We start from the raw sequence: 18,735 nt of genomic DNA on the forward strand, positions 1-18,735 counted from the left end.
CTAGAAGGTTACGCCGGAGACCAGCGCGATATTGCAGTACGGTTGACATTCGCCGGTGCGCACCACGGCGCGCGCCTTGCCACTCAGTTGCTTGAACGCGTCATGGCTGAGCAGGCGTCGTTCGCCCAGCGCAGCCTGTTCGGCCAGCGCATTGAGCTCGGTCAGCGCCGGCGGCTGCTTGAGCAGGATTTCTTCAGCCAGCACGTGGCTTTCCACCTGCATTTCGCTGAGCACAACGCGCAGGGTGCTGATGAAATCCGGGATGCCCTGGGTCAGCGCCAGGTCGATCAACTCGACGCCAGGTGGCACCGGCAGGCCGGCATCACCGATGACCAGGATGTCGCCGTGCCCCAGTGACGCGATCACGCGCGACAGGGCGATATTGAGCAGAGGGGTCTTTTTCATGAGGGCACAAAACCTTGTACGTCGTGCAGGGTAGGAATAGAAGGTTGGGCGCCGGCACGGGTCACCGACAACGCTGCCGCGACCTGGCCAAACCGGATCGCCTCGGCTTCGCTCTTGCCTGCGGCCAATGCCGCAGCAAAGCCACCTACGAAGGTATCGCCGGCAGCCGTGGTATCCACCGCCGTGACCTTGGGCGCGACCAAGTGTTCGAAGCTGTTGCCATCGGCAAACAGTGCACCCTGGGCGCCCAGGGTGATGATGACTTTGGCGGCGCCAGCCTTGATCAACGCGGTAGCGGCAAGCTTGGCGCTGTCGAGCGAATCGACCGTCACGCCGCTCAAGGCGCTGGCTTCACTTTCGTTGGGGATCAGGTAGTCAATCGAGGCATACCACGCGGCCGGCAAGGGCCCACTGGCGGGCGCCGGATTGAGGATCACCGTCTTGCCCAGCTCGCGGCCGCGCTTGAGCGTATGCCCGACGGTTTCCATCGGTACTTCAAGCTGGCAGATGATCACGTCGGCGGCCTGCAACACCGCATCGCAGGCCGTCATCGAGTCCGGCGTCAACTGACCGTTACTGCCCGCCACAATCACAATCGCGTTCTGGCTGCTGTCATCCACCACGATCAGCGCGACACCACTGGAGCCTTCCACGGTGCTGACGGCCTGACAATCGATGCCTTCGATCACCAGCGCATCACGCAGTTGGCCGCCGTAGGCATCGGTACCGACGCAACCGATCATTGCCACATCCGCCCCCAGGCGCGCCAAGGCTACGGCCTGGTTGGCGCCCTTGCCACCGGGTACGGTAGAAAATGTCTGGCCGATCAGTGTTTCACCGGCACGCGGCAAGCGACTGGCGCGGGTGACCAGGTCCATGTTCAAGCTGCCTACTACCACTACTTTTGCTGGCATACATCAGTACTCATCAATTCAGTTCAGCGGTATTGGGCGAACACACCGGCCAACGGCGCCGTCGACTCACGCAAGACAATACTCGGCGTCACGATGCGTTGATCGATCGGGCGTTGGGGTGTCGCTATACGTCGCAATAATAATTCAGCCGCTGTCTCGCCCAGTTGCAGGATCGACTGCCCGACCGTGGTCAGCGCCGGATAAACATACCGGCCCATTTGAATGTCATCGAAACCAATCACCGACAGCTCGCCCGGCACGCGGATATTCTGCTCTGCCGCAGCGCGCAGCACGCCGAAACCGATCATGTCGTTACAGGCAAATATCGCACTGGGGGGTTGCTGCGCAAGCAATTGCACAGCGGCGGCATAACCACCGGTGCTGGTAAAATCACTTTCCCGGATGCGCTCAGCCGCTATTTCAACCCCAGCTTCGCGCAGCGCACGCCGATACCCTGCCAGACGCATTTGCGCCACGCGAGTATGGGCCGGGCCGGCGATGCAGGCGATGTCGCGATGGCCCAATTCAAGCAAGTGCCGGGTCGCCAGATAAGCCCCCTCTTCATGATCGATGCGCACCAAGTCGACGTCGATACCGTCCAGTGCCCGGTCGACTATCACCATGGGCGTGCGCACCGCACTCAAGCCAGCGGCGAGGCCACTGTCATCGCCGCCCACCGAGGTTACGATCAAGCCATCGACGCGTTTCTCCAGCAGCACGCGCAAATAGCTGCGCTGCTTTTCGGCGTTGTCGTCGGAGTTGCAGAGGATCACGCAGTAGCCGTTGCGCTCGCAGTAGTCCTCAATGCCCCGGGCCAGTTCGGCGAAATACGGGTTGAGGCTGTTGGGCACCAGCAGCCCGATTGTCGCAGTGGTCTTGGCCTTGAGTGAGCGCGCGACCGCACTCGGCACGTAGTCCAACTGCTTGATCGCCGCCTCGACCTTGATGCGCACCGGCTCGCTGACCGGGCGCGTCTTGTTCACCACATGGGACACCGTGGTGTAGGAAATCCCCGCCAGCGCTGCCACATCCTTGATCGTTGCCATGGTTCAGCCCCGCCGACTGGCGCGCTGGCTGCGGTAAGTATCAAGGACCACGGCGATCACGATCACCGCACCGGTAATGATGCGTTTGGTCGGTTCTGTCGCGCCGATCTGTGCCAGGCCCGCAGCCAATACCGAAATAATCAGCACACCAAAAAAGGTGCTGATGACCGAACCGCGCCCGCCCATCAGGCTGGTACCGCCGATCACCACAGCAGCGATCACTTGCAGTTCCAGGCCCGAGCCGGCATTCGGATCCGCCGCTTCCAGACGCGAAATCTGGAACAGCGCGGCCACGCCGGCCAACAGACCCATCAGGCTGAACACCAGGATCTTGTAGGGCTTGGGGTTGATGCCGGCCAGGCGCACCGCTTCTTCGTTGGTGCCGATACCGATCAGGTAGCGACCAAACACGGTGCGGGTCAGCACCAACTGGGCGGCGATGATCACCAGCAACGCAATGATGAACGACGGCGAGATCCCGAACGCAATCGGGTTGGACAGCCAGGCAAACGAGTCACCGATATACGCGGTGCGCGAGCCGGTCATCTGATAAGCCACGCCCCGGGCCATCTCCAGCACGCCGAGGGACACGATAAAGGAAGGGATCCGCCAGGCCACGGTGATGGAGCCGGTGAGTGTGCCAGCCAATGCGGCGCAGCCCATGCCCAGCACGGCGGCCGGCAATACGCTCCAGCCCCAGCTCAGAATCGCCACGCTGACCGCCGATGCCGCCAGCGCCAGTACCGAGCCCACCGACAGGTCGATGCCGCCGATGATCAGGATAAAGGTCATGCCCACCGCCAGCACCATCAGGTCCGGAATCTGGTTGGCCAGGGTGCTGAACGTGTCATAAGACAGGAAGTGATCGCTGAGCACCGAGAACAGCGCAATCATCGCCAGCAGCGCACCTGCCAGCCCCAGGTAGGTACCCAGGCCGTAGAAGTTGCCGCCAGTCTTACCGGGGGAAGTGGTTGTTTTCATGGGGTATTCCTAGGCACTGCATCGTTGAGCAGCGCATCACGTTTCTGATAGCCGGCAAAGGCGGCGGCGAGCAATTCGTCCTGGGTCCAGCTATCGCGCTCGAAGGTCTCGATCAGGCGCCCGGCGGACAATACGCCGATGCGGTCACAGATCAGCATCAGCTCGCGCAGGTCACTGGAGACCACGACCAGCGCTTTGCCCTGGCGCGTCAACTCGCCGAGCAAGGCGTAAATGTCGAACTTGGCACCCACGTCGATACCTCGGGTGGGCTCATCGAACAGCATCACCGAACAATCACGCTCCAGCCAGCGGCCAATCACCACCTTCTGCTGGTTACCGCCCGACAGTTCGGAAACCAACTGCGCCGGGCTGGAACTGCGGATACGCATGGCGTCGATCTGGCGCTTGGCCAGGGCGGTTTCATCGCGGCTGTTCACCAGCCCCCCAGCGGAGATTTCCGGCATGTTGCCCAGGGCGATGTTGGCGCTGATCGACTGGGTCAGCAGCAGGCCTTCACCCTTGCGGTCTTCGGTGATCAGGGCAATGCCATGACCGACCGCATCGACTGGGGAGCGAATGCTCACTACATTGGCCTGCGGCCCCAGCGCCACGGTGCCGCTGTCGGCCGGGTCGGCGCCGAAAATCAGGCGCAGCAACTCGGTACGACCGGCGCCGATCAGGCCGGAAATACCGTAGATTTCACCCGCGCGCACCTGGAACGACACGTCACGGACCTTGTCCGAGCGCGTCAGGCCTGTGACCGTCAGGGCCGGTCCGCCGATGGTGCGCGGGCCCAGGTCGATATGCTCGCCCAACTCGCGCCCCACCATCAGCGTCACCAATTGTTCGCTGTTGTAATTGGCCATTGGCTCGACACACACCAGCTTGCCATCGCGCAATACCGCAATGCGCTGGGCCACACGGGCCAACTCTTCCAGCCGGTGCGAAATATAAATAATCGCCACGCCTCGGGCCTGCAGGCGGGTGATTTGTTCGAACAGCATCTCGACTTCACGGGCAGTGAGCATCGCCGTAGGTTCGTCGAGAATCAGTACGTGGCAGTCGCCGATCAGGTTGCGGGCAATCTCGACCATTTGTTGATGGCCAATGCCCAGGCTGCCGACCAGCGTGTCCGGGTCGATGGCGTCCAGGCCAACCTGGGCCATGGCTTCGGTCGCGGCTTTGCGCAGCTGTTTGCGGCTGATCCAGCCACCACGGCTGGGCAGGTTATGCAGGAACAGGTTTTCAGCCACCGTCAGCGTTGGCAGCAGGTTGAGTTCCTGCATGACCATGCGCACACCCAGCGCTTCGGCCTGGGTGCGGCTGCCGGGTTGATAGGCCTGGCCATTGAACTGCATGTTCCCGGTGGTCGGCGTGACCAACCCGCCGATGATCTTCGACAAGGTGCTTTTGCCAGCGCCGTTTTCACCGGTCAGTGCCAGCACTTCACCGCGATTGAGCGTGAGCGTGATGTCGGACAGAACCGGTTGGGCATAGGTCTTACCGATACCGCTGACCGAGAGGACAGCGTTCGGGGCGGAAGATGACATAGGAAAATCTCCAGGCGCCCGCTCAGGACGAGCGGGCGCTGTTGGCTACTGCCGGGATTACTTCTTGAGGACGAGTTCGACCGGGGTTTCGATCACGCCGTCGGTGGCGTCGACCTTCTCGCCCTTGACCAGCTTGAGCGCGTTCTGGATGCCGAACACAGCTTGCTGGGCAGCGGCCTGGTCGGCGGTTGCGAGCACGCGACCGTCCTGCAGCATCGGCTTGATGGCTTCGATGTTGTCATAGCCCACCACCAGCACTTTACCGGCCTTGCCTGCCGCACGTACGGCGGAGACTGCGCCCAGGGCCATGTTGTCGTTACCGGCCAGCAGTGCCTTGAGGTCCGGGTATTCGCTCAGCATCGCCGATGCGACTTTCTGGCCCTGGTCGATTTCCCAGTTACCGGATTGGGTGGAGACGATCTTCATGCCTGCAGCATCCATCGCATCCTTGAAGCCTGCGGTGCGCTGTTGGGCGTTGGTGGTGGTCGGTACGCCTTCGATGATACCGACCTTGTCGCCTGCGGCCAGTTGCTTGGCCAGGTAATCACCCACCAGCTTGGAGCCTTTGCGGTTGTCCGGGCCGACGAAGGGAATATCGAGTTTTTTGCTTTTCAGCACGTCCGGGTCCAGACGGTTGTCGATGTTGACCACCTTGATGCCGGCATCCGAAGCTTTCTTCAGCACGGTGACCAGCGCTTTGGAGTCGGCGGGTGCAATGACAATGGCGTTGACCTTGGCCAGAATCATCTGGTTGACGATATCGATCTGCGCGCTGGTGTCGGTTTCGTTCTTGATGCCGTTGGTGATCATGTCGAAGTCGGCGGCGTGGGATTTCTGGTAATCCTTGGCGCCCTCCTGCATGGTCACGAAAAATTCGTTGGCAAGGGACTTCATCACCAGGCCAACCTTGGGTTTGGCGGCGGCGTCGTCAGCGAAAGCAGAAGAGAGAGGCAGGGCAGCGGATGCGGCGGCAAGCACAGCGACAGCAAGAAGACGTCCTGCAAATGGCAGCTTCATGGGTGTACTCCGATCTTATGATTATTGTGAGCAACGCTCGCGTCGAAGAAACATCTCGCAAACGTTTGCGTTGTCAGAACTATGAGAACCTTGTCGAGATTTGTCAACGGCAGTCGTTCACCTTTCATCCTGAACCCACCCTGCCCTTTTCCCGTTGGTTGAACGACAGGCGCAACGACGATCTCATACATAACCTGCGCCAACCCGAGCTGGCTTTCGGACAACCGAACAGCGAAGCGCCTTCCGTTCGGAAAGCCGGACGGCGTCGCGTCAGCCCAGACTGAAAATCCCATTTAAATTGTTTTAAATCAATAGCTTATTTTATCTCTCCGAGCATGATTGGCTTGGTACAAATCCTGCTCTTTCTCAGCACCTCGAGGCGTTCAGAGTCGCCCGGGTGTTCTGGATGAACCTGCTACCGCACTCATCAAAAACCAGAGAGAAAAATAATGAAATCTGCATTGAAGACCTTTGTTCCTGGGGCGCTGGCCCTTCTGCTGCTGTTCCCGGTTGCCGCTCAGGCAAAAGAAGTCGACAGCAAGACCAAGCTTTCCAACGTGGTGATCCTCGCCACTGGCGGCACCATTGCCGGGGCTGGCGCCAGTGCGGCCAACAGCGCCACTTACCAGGCCGCCAAAGTCGGCATCGAACAATTGATCGCGGGTGTTCCTGAGCTTAGCCAGATCGCCAATGTACGCGGCGAACAAGTGATGCAAATTGCTTCGGAAAGCATCAACAACGACAGCCTGCTGCAACTGGGTCGCCGCGTCGCCGAATTGGCTGACGACAAGGACGTGGATGGCATTGTGATCACCCACGGTACCGACACCCTCGAAGAAACCGCCTACTTCCTCAACCTGGTTGAAAAAACCGACAAGCCTATCGTGGTGGTCGGCTCCATGCGCCCTGGTACCGCCATGTCGGCAGACGGCATGCTCAACCTGTACAACGCCGTTGCCGTCGCAGGCAGCAAGGACGCACGGGGCAAAGGCGTGCTGGTGACCATGAACGACGAGATCCAGTCGGGTCGCGACGTGAGCAAGATGATCAATATCAAGACCGAGGCTTTCAAGAGCCCGTGGGGCCCGCTGGGCATGGTCGTTGAAGGCAAATCCTACTGGTTCCGCCTGCCGGCCAAGCGTCACACCATGGATTCGGAATTCGACATCAAGACCATCAAGAGCCTGCCCGACGTCGAAATTGCCTACGGCTACGGCAACGTGAGCGACACTGCCTACAAGGCCCTGGCCCAAGCGGGTGCCAAGGCGATCATCCATGCAGGCACCGGCAATGGCTCAGTGTCGTCCAAGGTCGTTCCCGCGCTGGTGGAATTGCGCAAGCAAGGCGTGCAGATCATTCGCTCTTCCCACGTCAATGCCGGCGGCATGGTGCTGCGTAACGCAGAGCAACCAGACGACAAATACGACTGGGTCGCCGCCCTTGACCTGAACCCGCAGAAAGCGCGCATCCTGGCGATGGTCGCCCTGACCAAGACCCAGGACAGCAAAGAGCTGCAACGGATGTTCTGGGAGTATTGATTCCAGGCTTTATCTGTAGGAGCGAGTTCGCTCCTACAGTGCCTCGCAAAAAATCACAGCAAATTTCCAAATTCGCTGTCAGACGGAGTTCTTTGAATTTAAGCAGTTGCGAAATTACCTACAGTTAAATACTGTATGTGCGTACAGCTTACTAAGGAATACTCCGTGGCAAAGCCCTCCTCCGCAGCACCCGCACCGCCAGATGCCTACCAGCGCCTGGCTATTCGCGTCCAAAAAATCATCAATTCGACCAACGCGCAGAAGGCCAAGGCGGCGCTGATCTTCCGCCTGCCGGATGAGCCCGAAGACGAATGGGCGCGCTTGCTTGAAGAGATTGCGGAAAACGACAACGTCACCCTCGCCTACAGGGATGACGGCGGCGTGCAGATTTTCTGGGTTGTGCCGAAGGAAGATTGATTGAATGAGTGTCCGTTTTTTTGCTGTGTGCTGCCTGTTGTTTGCTGTCACCGCCAACGCCCAAGCCCCCCGCACTTTCAGTGAAGCCAAAAAAATCGCCTGGAAGCTCTACGCTCCGCAGTCCACCGAGTTCTACTGCGGCTGCAAATACACCGGTAACCGTATAGACCTGAAAGCCTGTGGCTACATCCCGCGCAAGAACGCCAACCGCGCCGCACGCATCGAGTGGGAACACATCGTGCCCGCCTGGCAGATCGGCCATCAACGTCAGTGCTGGCAAAATGGCGGGCGTAAAAACTGCACGCGCCATGACGACGTGTTCAAGCGCGCCGAAGCGGACCTGCATAACCTGGTGCCGAGCATCGGCGAGGTGAATGGCGACCGCAACAACTTCAGCTTCGGCTGGCTGCCGGTGCAAAGCGGGCAATACGGTTCATGCCTGACGCAAGTGGACTTCAAGGCCAAGAAGGTCATGCCGCGTCCGTCCATCCGTGGAATGATCGCGCGCACCTATTTTTATATGAGCAAGCAATACGGCCTGCGCCTGTCGAAACAGGATCGCCAGCTGTATGAAGCCTGGAACAAGACCTACCCGGTGCAAGCCTGGGAGCGCCAGCGCAACCAGACGGTGGGCTGTGTGATGGGCCGTGGCAATGAGTTCGTCGGCCCGGTGAACCTGAAGGCCTGTGGCTGAAAGTGGGCGCAAAACCCGCCCACCCGGCTTGTTACTGGGTGGCCTTGTGTTCGATGACCTCTGACACGGTGTCGTTTTTCTTGGCCCGCGCCATCTTTTCGTTGAGCAGGGTCTGCTTGGCCTCCGCCTCGGCCTTGCTCGCAAACGGGCCCAGCAGTACCTGGTCCTTGCCGTCGACCTTGACGATATAAAAATTGAAACCATGCTCCAGCAACCAGGCGGTCAGGTCCGTGATCGCCTGCAGCTTGTGATCCGGCGGGCCCACCCATACATCCCATTCTTGAGCGGCAATCGCACCGGTTTGTGGCTGGCTTTGGGTCACGACAGGCTTGGCCTTGGGCGCATCGACAGGTTTACCTTCGCCGCATCCGGCCAACGCCAACACCGCAATTGCCATCGCTACTTTACGCACTGCCCTGCTCCTTTGAAGATAAAGAGGCGACTTTACCATTCACTGTCTATTCTGGCCGTCATAAACATTGGCTTAAACAATGCGAATGATGTATCGCGACCTGTATGATGCCGCCATGGGAATTAATGTCGCCTCTATGCGTCCTAAAAGAGGCAGTCACAGGGAAGCGCTTCGCAGTAAGCTACGCACATCCGACACCTGCCCTGTCTGAACATGTGTCCTTAAAAGTAATCAAGGAGAAGTCCATGCTTATACTCACCCGCAAAGTTGGTGAAAGCATAAACATCGGTGATGACATTACGATCACCATCCTGGGCGTTAGCGGCCAGCAAGTACGAATCGGCATCAACGCCCCCAAGGATGTCGCCGTGCACCGCGAGGAAATTTATCAGCGCATCCAGGCCGGCCTCACTGCGCCGGACAAAAACCAGACGCCTTGAAGCACCTCCAGTAGCCAGCCTTTTGCTTCACCGTAACGGCTGGCGAAAACCCTGATTGACCCGTTCTTTTTCTACCCGAGCTGTGCGCCTCGTACATCGGCCTGCGCTGCAAGATGAAACTGCCATGCTCCCCGGAACTTGTTGCATCATTTGCAGCCAAATCCCACGTCATCCTGCGGTCCGAGTGCATTTCAGGAGCACGTCGATGAGGCCAACCGTTACACAGCCCATGGTTACCCTGTCCTGGACGATCACCTTGCTGATAGGGCTGGTCTTTCTGGCGCTCGGGTATGGCCTGCGATTGGAAGCCGAGGCGGCCGTCGACGCCGCAGACCATTCCTGGCTGGACCTCGCCTTACTCTTGTGCGCCTACCTGTTTGCGTTCTGTCTCAAGCCGATTCAGAAGACTATTTTGCGTAAGCTGTGCCAGCGCGAGGCGCATCGCGCCCATCAAAAAACCGCACGCTGACTGTCTATCTTTTCTCGCAGCGTCAGCAGGCCATCCGCTTCTCGCACGACTTGCACCCCCTCATATCCCTCGATACAGGCATGTTCAGTCGCCATGGGCGCCAGGTGCGTCGAGGTCACTACCATCACGTCCGCTCCCGCCGCTTCTGCTGCTCGAATGCCTACCCTCGCATCCTCGAACACCAGGCAATCCTGCACCGGCACGCCCAGGCGCTGGGCGCCAAGCACGTAACACGCAGGATCCGGCTTGCCGCTGGCGACATCTTCGGCCGTCACCATTACCGCCGGCATGGAAATACCCGCCGCTTGCATTCGACGCAACGCCAGTGCCTTGGGCGCAGACGTGACCAGTGCCCACTGATCGGCCGGCAAGCAGTTCAGGAACGCGACCGCGCCGGCAAGCGCCACGACACCCTCGACGTCGTTCAATTCAGCCTCGGTAATCCACGCCGCCTCCGCCTCGGGATCCACACCCGGCAACCCCTGGCGCCTGATCGTATCAATCGCGCGGGCGCCATGAATGGTCGTCAGGAAAGCCTGCACATCCAGCCCATGGCGTTCAGCCCAGCGGCTCCATACACGCTCGGCAGCGGCGATGGAATTGAGCAGGGTGCCGTCCATATCGAACAGGAAGGCACGGTAACGCTGACTGAATACGGCTGGATTTCGACTGGACACTACGCGGCTTCTCCATGGGTTCAAGCAATGATCGACCCACGCAATCTACGGTTCACCTCGGCACTTGTAAACGCTGCGAGGCGCCAGCGTTAAACCTTGAATGACGAACTTGTCATCATCCTGTTGGTTAGCTGTTCGGGTCGCCTGGTTACTGTGAATTCACTGCCAACCCCGGCAGCCACTTTAAACAGAGATCTCGCCATGAAACGCTTTGCCCTCGCTTTTGCTGCCTTGCTCGCCACCGGCTCGGTATTCGCTGCCGACACCGCTTCAACCGCGCCCGTGATCCATGATCAGACCGGCTTCTTCGTCCACCTGGATGTCGCCAAGGTTTTGTCCAGTACCGACTCCTACGGCCAATGCGGTATCGTCCCGGCACAACTGCGCTACCTGGACCACCAGGATCGTGAGCATGTGCTGGACTACCGCGTGCAGGGCACCGGTTGCGCCAGTGACAATTGATCAGGCTAAACTTGCGCAACCCATCGAACCAGGGCATTTCCCATGAACATCCTCGTAGTCGAAGACGAACCCAAGGCCGGCAATTACCTGCTCAATGGCCTGCAGGAGCTGGGCTACAGCGTGAGCCTGGCCCGCGATGGCGTGGACGGATTGCACCAGGCCCTGGAAACCCCGTTCGACGTGATAGTGCTCGACGTGATGATGCCGAAGATGGATGGCTGGGAAGTGCTACGCCGCTTGCGCAAGGAAGCCGACACGCCGGTACTGTTTCTCACCGCCCGCGATGACATCGCCGACCGCATCAAAGGCCTGGAGCTGGGCGCCGACGACTACCTGATCAAGCCCTTCTCCTTCGCCGAGCTGGTCGCACGCCTGCGCACCCTGACCCGACGCGGCCCGACACGCGAAGAAGAACACCTGCACATCGCCGATCTGCAAATCGACGTGCTCAAGCGCCGCGTCACCCGCGCCGGCACGCGCATTACCCTGACCAATAAAGAGTTCGCCCTGCTGCATCTGTTCGCCACTCATCAGGACCAGGTGCTGTCACGCTCGCTGATTGCCTCGCGGGTATGGGACATGAATTTTGACAGTGACACCAATGTGGTCGACGTGGCCGTGCGGCGCCTGCGCTTGAAAATCGATGACCCGTTCCAGCTCAAGTTGATCCACAGCGTGCGGGGCATCGGCTACCGCTTCGATACCCAGCCATGAGCCGCGCTCGCCACTACTCGCTGACCCTGCGCCTGGCGCTGATCTTCGCCTTGCTCGCTTTTGCCTTGCTGGCCACCTTGGGCGTAGCACTTTACCGTGAGCTGGAGCGCGAGTTGGTGCGCCGCGACGACACCGCGCTGATATCCCGGGTGGATCAACTGCGCAACCTGCTCAACGACAGCAATACCCTGGGCCTGATCCAGACAAAGCCCGAGTTGTTCCAGAACATGCTGGGCAACCGCGAATCCGTATTGAGCATCGGCGCCCCCGGCCAACAACCGTTGCTGTTGGTGAACCCGGCGAATATCGAGTTGCCTTCGGTCAAACCAGTGCCCAAGGATCACGTACTGGCGCTGAGCGATGTGCAGCATTTGCCGGGGCTTAACGGCATTCCTTTTTCAACCGTGGCCGCGACCATCGACTCGGGTGACCTGGGCAGCCTGCAAGTCACCAGCGGCCGCCTGATGACCGAGCGCACCGCCGTACTCGCCAGCTATCGGTTGAGCGTTTATATCCTGGCGAGCATCGCTGCGATCGTCCTGGCGTTGGCCGGTTACCTGCTGGTGCATCGCGGCTTGCTGCCCTTGCGCCGCCTCGCCCGCCACGCGCAAGGGATCGGCGTCGGCAACCTGGCCGAGCGCCTCGACGGCCAGGGCGCACCCAAAGAATTGCTGCCGATGATCGAGTCGTTCAACACCATGCTTGAACGCTTGTCCAAAGGCTTTGTGCAGTTGGGCCAGGTGTCCACCGACATGGCCCATGAACTGCGCACGCCGATCAATAATCTGCTCGGCGAAACCCAGGTTGCCCTGCAACAGCAGCGCAGTATCGAAAGCTACCAGCAGCTGTTGGCCTCCAATGTCGAAGAACTCGAACGCTTGGCGCGGATGCTCGACAATATGCTGTTTCTGGCGCGCACCGACCCTGCCAGCGCATTGCGTCAACGCCAGGCGCTGGACGCTGCGGATGAAGTGGAACGCATCGCGGATTATTTCGAAGGGTTGGCGGCTGACGCAGGCATGCACATCGTGGTCGAGGGCGAAGGTGTGATCTGGGCGGAGCCGATGCTGCTGCGGCGCGCCCTGGCCAACCTGTGCGCCAACGCCATCAAGTATGGTTCGCCGGGTTCAAAGCTGAGCATCCAGGCCATTGCACATGACGAGGGCGTCAACCTGAGGGTCAGTAACCACGGTGAAACCATTCCCGCCGAGCACCTACCGCGGTTGTTCGAACGGTTTTACCGGGTGGATGAATCCCGCGAACGGTCCTCCCAGTCCAATGGGCTGGGGCTGTCGATCGTGGCAACCATCATGCAATTGCACAACGGTGGCTACAGTGTCACCAGTGAGGTTGGTGTGACGTGTTTTGAGTTATTTTTTCCACGCAGGGAGCATTGAGCTCACCGCTCTCAGCGCTGCGGCAAGCGTACGGGTTGGCCTGGCTTACCAGCTCTCCAACTGATGCACCGTTCTGCGGTGGCAAGTTGATGCAGCCTTGCCCCAAGGTTCACATCAACAAGTAGAGCAGCACACTATTGACCGCCAGCATCATTAACGCGGTCGGCAATTGAGCTTTGATCACCGCGTTCTTGTCGGGTAACTCTAGCAGGGCCGCTGGTACGATATTGAAATTGGCAGCCATAGGCGTCATCAGCGTACCGCAATAGCCAGATAACATGCCGATAGCCGCAATCACCGCAGGGTCACCACCGTAGATACCTGCCAGAACCGGCACGCCCACCCCACCGGTCATCACCGGGAACGCTGCGAAGCCATTACCCATGACCATCGAGAACAGCGCCATGCCCAGCACATAAACCATCACCGCGATCCATTTGAAATCCAGGCTGATGTACGTTGTGGTGACATGAGCGACAGCCGTACCAACCCCGGCTTCGTTGAACAACAACCCAAGCATCGCCAGCATTTGCGGGAGCACCATGGCCCAGCCCAGCGCTTCGGTCAGGCGGCGGGATTCGCGCAAGGCTTGCACCGCTGTATCACGTGTTAGCCAGCAGGCCAGGCCGACGGCTGCCAGGCAGCCGATCCCCAAAGATACAAAGGTAGTATTTTTTGGGTCCAGCAGCGGAACGCCGCCAATTTCAGTGTGCTTGAACAGTACTGACCCAAGCACGGTGATGAGGACAATCGCCAGCGCGGGGATAAACAATTTATGCCCCAGGCGATCCGCACTCGCGCCGCACACCTCGTCACCCAACTCGGCACGCTTGCCACGGCCGACGCCCCGGATGCCGACAACCAAAGCCATCGCCACTACGCACGCGCCTATCACAACCGATGGCAAGTGTTCTCCTGCCAGGAACGGAATAGCAAACAGCAGCCAGAACAACGCCGTCGTCCAGCGCTTCGGATGTGTGCCATCGAACAGAACCATCCCCGCCGTAATCACTAACAACACGCCGGCCAGCCCATACAGGTATTCAATGAAGACAGTCATTGCGAAACTTCCATCGCAGTGGCAGTGAGCATCATTTGGCGGGTTAGCCTCAAATCAAACCAATGCAGGCGGATCGCGTGAACAACAAAGGCACAGATCGCCGAAGGTATGCCCCAAAGAGCGATGAGCAATGGCTCAACATCAATCCCCGATCCGACCAAAAAAGTGTGCATCAGCGCAATGGCACCAAAGGCAACAAAGATGTCTTCACCAAAAAACAACCCGATGTTATCGGTCGCTGCACACATGGCGAACACCTTGTATCGCAGCGTGTCGGGAAGTTTGCCGTAGCGTTTATTTGCCGCGCCCTCAGCCATCGGTGCCAAAAGCGGCCGTACCATTTGCGGATGCCCGCCCAGACTGGTCAAGCCCATGGCCGCTGTCGACTCGCGCACAAACAGGTAGACGATCAACAGGCGTCCGACCGTGGCGCGCTCAAAGCCGGCAATCCAGTTCCGCGCATGCAAACGAAGACCATGACGCTCCAGTAGGCCGATAGCCGCAAGCGGTAATAACAAGATCAGTTGCAGAGCGCGGGCTTGAAGAAAACCATCACCCATGCTCGCAAAGATCTGCTCTAACGAAAAGTTGGCGGCAAGCCCCGCAGCCATGGCGGCGACGGTAACAACTAGCAACGGATTGAAGCGCAGGACAAAGCCAACCACAATCACAAATACGCCGAGCAACGGCCAAAGATTCACAACACTTTGCATGAAAAAAAGTCCTTGAATGCGCGCTACGGGCCACTGACGCAGGCGGTAGAAAGAAGGTTCTAAGGTGCAAGGTGAAGTAGAGCACGGTGCGAATTTAGTTATTCACCTGTCGAGACGAGCGCCATCGTCGGTCAAGCTGTCTGATCAGCGCGGCTGGCGCGGCGCACTGGCGTTGATTACTGAACAAAGAGTGCCGCTGAAGCAGGAAAAACTGTGATCCGCCGCTTCGTATGGCTTCGAGCATGAAAAATCCGATTCCGGGCCTATACTCAAGAGAGCCGCATCGCGTTGTGGTGCTCGCTGCACGCCCCGTCACTGAAAAGAGGTAGCCATTATGTACGTCGGACAGATGAGCTTAACGAGAACGAATGGTGAGATACGCTGCCAGATGGTAGTTCAAATTATTTGCATGCTTTCGGTGGCTACGTTGTTTTGCTGAATGCCTAGTAACGCTTGACGCTCAATACGGGCTTTAAGACAAGCGAGACCCTGATGCCAGCAGCCAGTTCGGAAATACGGTTAGTGAATTACTCGCCTGTTAAAGCCGACACGCCGTAAAGGCTTGTTGTATATCCGGGAAAGAACCGCTCGAGCGTAAAACAACGAGTCCCAGAGTGCCAAGCGCATTGACAAGAATGCACTCTTATTCTCTACGCGCCAGCAATGAACTTGACTGCGAAAATATTCGACCATTTTTTTCCTGTCACATAGAACCTGTCGTTGAGGCGGTCATAAGCTATACCGTTAAGAGTATTAGTACGCTTATCGTAATTATCGAGTTGAAACTGCATGCCCGCCATATCAACCCACTTGATGACCCTGCCATCCTGCGGGTCGATAATTAGGATAACCTCTGCATACCAGACATTGGCGTATATGAAACCATTTACCCATTCCAAATCATTAATATTAGAAACCTTTTTCCCTTTGAACGTCACTTGAATAACTCGTTGCACCGAAAAATCAGCAGGGTCTCTAAACGAAATTTCGTCAGTGCCATTGCTCATAACCAGGCATATACCGTCTGTGGTTAATCCCCATCCTTCGCCCTCATAGCTGAGGGTATCTATAATGGATAAACTGGCAGGATCAACTACCAGAGCTTTATGCTCTTTAAAAGTAAGTACATAATACTTTCCATTCAGCTTGGCTAAACCTTCACCCCACACTTCGTCAGGCAAATTATTTGATTTGACCAGTCTTCCACTGGACAGCTCGATAACATTTATCTTCGACTCCTCATACAGCCCGGTGACTTCAACAATGTAATCACCATCAATAATCAATCCTTGAGTGAATGAGGCCTGATTATGCGGCAACACACGTACAACATTAAAGAACTCTTTCTGAGGTAGGGTGTCGACAGATCGGGCAGCCATGCGCTCTTCTATTTGATAGTAAGGCTTAGAGATAATAGCTCTGATGGCTCTGTGTAAACTCTGAACATCGTCACTCACTAATACCACATTGAGTACACTATCTGAACTGAACTGCGACGGCGAGACCCGATCACCAATCGACTTGCGCTTCAAAATCGTGTGCGCGTGTTCCTGAAGAAACCTCTGGTTCATTAATCCTGTGACGACTCCCGACTGCTGATTCATCATTAAAATGATAGAAACATGCTTTTCTTGCACTCGCTGCAGGGTAAAAGGTATAGCCAATTGAAGCTGAACGTTAACCTCATGCAGATGGATCCCCCACCCTTCATAGATTGCGTCTGAAATACCACCACCCGCAGGGCGTATTGCGATCTCACAAAATATCAGGTTTGTACCGTCTGAAAAAAACTCAAAGTGAAAAACACCTCGACATGTCTCAAAAGCGTGTAAAATTTTCAGCAATGCGTGTTTGGCTTGTTCATGTAGTGCAGAAGTTTGATTAGTAATTGATGTGACCAACCATTGACTGGTGCTAAAGTTCACCAACGGATCATGGTATCTACCCAATGTCGAAAAAAGAATCTCCCCGTTCACTACAACTGCATCAAGATGATAAACATCTAAATCAATAAACTCTTCGGCGACGAACCGATCAATGCAATAGTCCTGCTCTGACAAAAAGTGATCGAGTTCTGAAGGCGTTGAAATGACCATGATGCCTTTAGAGGAATAACCTTCCTTAGGTTTGACGATAATTTTGCCGAATCTACTCAGCATTGCAGATAAAGCGCGCACATCAGCGGCCGAAGAAAAGGTGGGGAGCTGAATATCTGTCGATACTAACCGCTCTTTCATTAACAGTTTGTTGCGATACAAAGTTGACTGCTCAAACGATATTCCTTTCAGATTAAAGGCATTTCTGGCATAGGCTGCGGGGGCCAAATCCTCTTCGCCAGTAGATACAATATCCGTCACCGTATAGCGGAGACTAATAAACTTCAACAAATCCAGTAGATATACTTTCGAGTTCACAATATCGATAAGATGAAGCTCTTCAAACTCAGTGGCGTGTGGAATAACAGCGCACCTGACAGAAAAAATATAAATTACATTTCTTCCCTTGAGGGCCTCAATCAATTCGCCTTGCTTCAGCAAAGATGTATAGTCATTTCTAGATACAACGATTACCACATCTTTCATTTTTCGCTCCTGACAGCCCTAAGTAATATACGCCAAGTACCTAAATTGGTGCCCGCAAAGCCGACGGATCGCCGAGCCTAAAGCACCTTAGTGCAGCTATTATTGAGTTCACTGGTCAATAACAAAATTTGAAAACGACGCATATTGCTCTTTACTAGATACGGTAGGGCGGCCCAAATCACTACGACTTCCGATTTTACAACCGACGATTAACAACGTGGATTCCGGAGAACGCAAGAACAGTGCAGTCTGTTTGCACAGCGTTTTTTCATCCGTTATGTAAGAAAACTTTGCATAACCAAACGTTCTGGCCAATGAGGCGGCATCGAGCTCATCGAATGTGGTACTTTGTCCACCAACAGACTCATGAACACAGTTATTCAAGATAATATGCAGGAGATTTTTCTGGCACGCTGCATGTTGCATGGATGCTAAATGCATGAGGGCTGCTCCATCACCATCAAAGCAAACGACGGTTCTTTCTGGCTTATGACAAGCTATCTCTGAAGCAATGCTTGACGCATGCCCCATCCCTCCAACGCATAGAAAATCAGAGTGATGAGGCATTTTCAAAGACTGCCTCAATTCAAATAGTTCTCGACCTATCTTTCCAGTAGTCGCTACCGTAATACACGTATCGGGCAACAAGGCCAGCACATTTTTTATGGACGCCTCACGCGCCATATCAAATCTATTCTCAGGACTTTCCGAGTGAACATTTGAAAATGTATCCTTACGCACAACCAAAAAAACAGGCTCTTGTTTGCGCTTTGCAAGCTCAACGCTTTCATCAATGATCGTTTTATAGCAACTGGCTTTATCGACGATAAAATAGCTGTACCCCAGGGACTCAATAAGCTCAAGAGTAACCCGGCCCTGTTTCCGATGTTGCGGCTCGTCGGCAATCTGCTGCTGGCCAACCATTTCTCCGCGCCACCCCACTACGAGTAACATAGGTACGCCGCACACCTGAGAGTCAGCCAATGAAAGCAGCGGGTTCACGGCATTGCCCAAGCCGGAGTTCTGCATATATACGACAGGAAGCTGCCGCGTTGCAGCAAAATATCCAATAGCCCGAGAAACAGCAATACCCTCATTGGGTACGATACTGTGGCTACTTACTGATGCTGAATCATCCAACGCCTGACCGAAGCTTTTTAACAGAGAATCGGGGACTCCATAATAGCTATCTATATCATGTTCTTTAAGCGCGGTTAGAAAGTCAAATGGCGATATCATCAATCACT

The 18,735-nt window shown here is 56.6% G+C and carries 21 protein-coding genes; 9 read left to right on the forward strand and 12 right to left on the reverse strand.

Annotation, left to right across the window (positions count from 1 at the left end):
• Genes rbsD through C4J88_RS17525 form a run of 6 tightly spaced genes read right to left on the reverse strand, consistent with a single transcriptional unit; the run spans window position 1 to window position 5,913 of the window.
• Window positions 1-405 carry a D-ribose pyranase gene (gene rbsD / locus C4J88_RS17500; RefSeq protein WP_124407677.1) on the reverse strand — a complete coding sequence of 135 codons (405 nt, stop codon included), beginning with the start codon at window positions 403-405 and terminating at the stop codon, window positions 1-3.
• On the reverse strand, window positions 402-1,319 hold the full coding sequence (rbsK, locus tag C4J88_RS17505) for a ribokinase (protein WP_124367649.1): 918 nt from the start codon (window positions 1,317-1,319) through the stop codon (window positions 402-404). Before rbsK ends, rbsD begins: the two co-directional genes overlap by 4 nt.
• 23 nt (window positions 1,320-1,342) lie before the next feature.
• Window positions 1,343-2,365, reverse strand: coding sequence for a LacI family DNA-binding transcriptional regulator (locus tag C4J88_RS17510; protein ID WP_124363577.1), 1,023 nt, complete (start codon window positions 2,363-2,365; stop codon window positions 1,343-1,345).
• A 3-nt stretch (window positions 2,366-2,368) separates the two neighbouring features.
• Entirely contained in the window at window positions 2,369-3,346 is a 978-nt protein-coding gene (locus C4J88_RS17515) for an ABC transporter permease (RefSeq protein WP_003174987.1), read from the reverse strand.
• A complete protein-coding gene (locus C4J88_RS17520) occupies window positions 3,343-4,896 on the reverse strand; it encodes a sugar ABC transporter ATP-binding protein (protein ID WP_124407678.1) in 1,554 nt (517 codons plus the stop codon). Before C4J88_RS17520 ends, C4J88_RS17515 begins: the two co-directional genes overlap by 4 nt.
• Window positions 4,897-4,953: 57 nt before the next feature.
• Entirely contained in the window at window positions 4,954-5,913 is a 960-nt protein-coding gene (locus C4J88_RS17525) for a sugar ABC transporter substrate-binding protein (protein ID WP_124359095.1), read from the reverse strand.
• A 449-nt stretch (window positions 5,914-6,362) separates the two neighbouring features.
• Between C4J88_RS17525 and C4J88_RS17530 the strand changes: the two genes are divergently transcribed.
• The 3 genes from C4J88_RS17530 (at window position 6,363) to C4J88_RS17540 (ending at window position 8,562) form a co-directional block, all read left to right on the forward strand.
• A complete protein-coding gene (locus tag C4J88_RS17530; RefSeq protein ID WP_124407679.1) occupies window positions 6,363-7,451 on the forward strand; it encodes an asparaginase in 1,089 nt (362 codons plus the stop codon).
• Window positions 7,452-7,616: 165 nt separating this feature from the next.
• Window positions 7,617-7,868, forward strand: a complete 252-nt coding sequence (locus tag C4J88_RS17535) for a DUF1654 domain-containing protein (protein ID WP_124404699.1) — start codon at window positions 7,617-7,619, stop codon at window positions 7,866-7,868.
• Window positions 7,869-7,872: 4 nt separating this feature from the next.
• Window positions 7,873-8,562, forward strand: coding sequence for an endonuclease (locus tag C4J88_RS17540; RefSeq protein ID WP_124371242.1), 690 nt, complete (start codon window positions 7,873-7,875; stop codon window positions 8,560-8,562).
• A 31-nt stretch (window positions 8,563-8,593) separates the two neighbouring features.
• On the opposite strand, the gene C4J88_RS17545 is transcribed toward C4J88_RS17540, so the two are convergent.
• Entirely contained in the window at window positions 8,594-8,959 is a 366-nt protein-coding gene (locus C4J88_RS17545; RefSeq protein ID WP_124408649.1) for an SPOR domain-containing protein, read from the reverse strand.
• Between the two features lie 260 nt (window positions 8,960-9,219).
• Here C4J88_RS17545 and csrA point away from each other — a divergent pair, with 260 nt between their 5' ends.
• Window positions 9,220-9,414, forward strand: a complete 195-nt coding sequence (gene csrA, locus C4J88_RS17550) for a carbon storage regulator CsrA (RefSeq protein WP_003192511.1) — start codon at window positions 9,220-9,222, stop codon at window positions 9,412-9,414.
• Window positions 9,415-9,619: 205 nt separating this feature from the next.
• Window positions 9,620-9,883 carry a hypothetical protein gene (locus tag C4J88_RS17555; protein WP_124404701.1) on the forward strand — a complete coding sequence of 88 codons (264 nt, stop codon included), beginning with the start codon at window positions 9,620-9,622 and terminating at the stop codon, window positions 9,881-9,883.
• On the opposite strand, the gene C4J88_RS17560 is transcribed toward C4J88_RS17555, so the two are convergent.
• The gene (locus C4J88_RS17560) at window positions 9,865-10,560 is read right to left on the reverse strand and encodes an HAD family hydrolase (RefSeq protein WP_124407680.1); all 696 of its coding nucleotides are present in this window, start codon (window positions 10,558-10,560) and stop codon (window positions 9,865-9,867) included. The two genes, C4J88_RS17555 and C4J88_RS17560, sit on opposite strands and share 19 nt — an antisense overlap.
• Before the next feature lie 201 nt (window positions 10,561-10,761).
• Between C4J88_RS17560 and C4J88_RS17565 the strand changes: the two genes are divergently transcribed.
• The 3 genes from C4J88_RS17565 to C4J88_RS17575 are packed head-to-tail and all read left to right on the forward strand — an operon-like array spanning window position 10,762 to window position 13,133.
• On the forward strand, window positions 10,762-11,022 hold the full coding sequence (locus C4J88_RS17565) for a DUF2790 domain-containing protein (protein WP_124367656.1): 261 nt from the start codon (window positions 10,762-10,764) through the stop codon (window positions 11,020-11,022).
• A gap of 42 nt (window positions 11,023-11,064) precedes the next feature.
• Window positions 11,065-11,736 carry a heavy metal response regulator transcription factor gene (locus C4J88_RS17570; RefSeq protein WP_124367657.1) on the forward strand — a complete coding sequence of 224 codons (672 nt, stop codon included), beginning with the start codon at window positions 11,065-11,067 and terminating at the stop codon, window positions 11,734-11,736.
• On the forward strand, window positions 11,733-13,133 hold the full coding sequence (locus C4J88_RS17575) for a heavy metal sensor histidine kinase (protein ID WP_124407681.1): 1,401 nt from the start codon (window positions 11,733-11,735) through the stop codon (window positions 13,131-13,133). Before C4J88_RS17570 ends, C4J88_RS17575 begins: the two co-directional genes overlap by 4 nt.
• A gap of 109 nt (window positions 13,134-13,242) precedes the next feature.
• Here the strand turns inward: C4J88_RS17575 and C4J88_RS17580 are convergent, their stop codons facing one another.
• Both C4J88_RS17580 and C4J88_RS17585 read right to left on the reverse strand, forming a co-directional pair.
• Window positions 13,243-14,193 (reverse strand): DUF979 domain-containing protein, encoded by a 951-nt coding sequence (locus C4J88_RS17580; protein ID WP_124407682.1) that lies wholly within the window; start codon window positions 14,191-14,193, stop codon window positions 13,243-13,245.
• Window positions 14,190-14,906: a DUF969 domain-containing protein gene (locus C4J88_RS17585; RefSeq protein WP_124407683.1), complete on the reverse strand. Its 717-nt coding sequence runs from the start codon at window positions 14,904-14,906 to the stop codon at window positions 14,190-14,192. Before C4J88_RS17585 ends, C4J88_RS17580 begins: the two co-directional genes overlap by 4 nt.
• A gap of 64 nt (window positions 14,907-14,970) precedes the next feature.
• Here C4J88_RS17585 and C4J88_RS27445 point away from each other — a divergent pair, with 64 nt between their 5' ends.
• Window positions 14,971-15,123: a hypothetical protein gene (locus tag C4J88_RS27445; protein ID WP_164487723.1), complete on the forward strand. Its 153-nt coding sequence runs from the start codon at window positions 14,971-14,973 to the stop codon at window positions 15,121-15,123.
• 433 nt (window positions 15,124-15,556) lie between these two features.
• Here C4J88_RS27445 and C4J88_RS17590 read toward each other — a convergent pair whose 3' ends face one another.
• On the reverse strand, window positions 15,557-17,488 hold the full coding sequence (locus tag C4J88_RS17590) for a glutaminyl-peptide cyclotransferase (protein WP_124407684.1): 1,932 nt from the start codon (window positions 17,486-17,488) through the stop codon (window positions 15,557-15,559).
• Between the two features lie 108 nt (window positions 17,489-17,596).
• The gene (gene aepY / locus C4J88_RS17595) at window positions 17,597-18,727 is read right to left on the reverse strand and encodes a phosphonopyruvate decarboxylase (RefSeq protein ID WP_124407685.1); all 1,131 of its coding nucleotides are present in this window, start codon (window positions 18,725-18,727) and stop codon (window positions 17,597-17,599) included.
• Between the last annotated feature and the right edge of the window lie 8 nt (window positions 18,728-18,735).

It is taken from the genome of Pseudomonas sp. R4-39-08 (assembly GCF_003852275.1).
In the GTDB taxonomy this organism is placed as follows: domain Bacteria; phylum Pseudomonadota; class Gammaproteobacteria; order Pseudomonadales; family Pseudomonadaceae; genus Aquipseudomonas.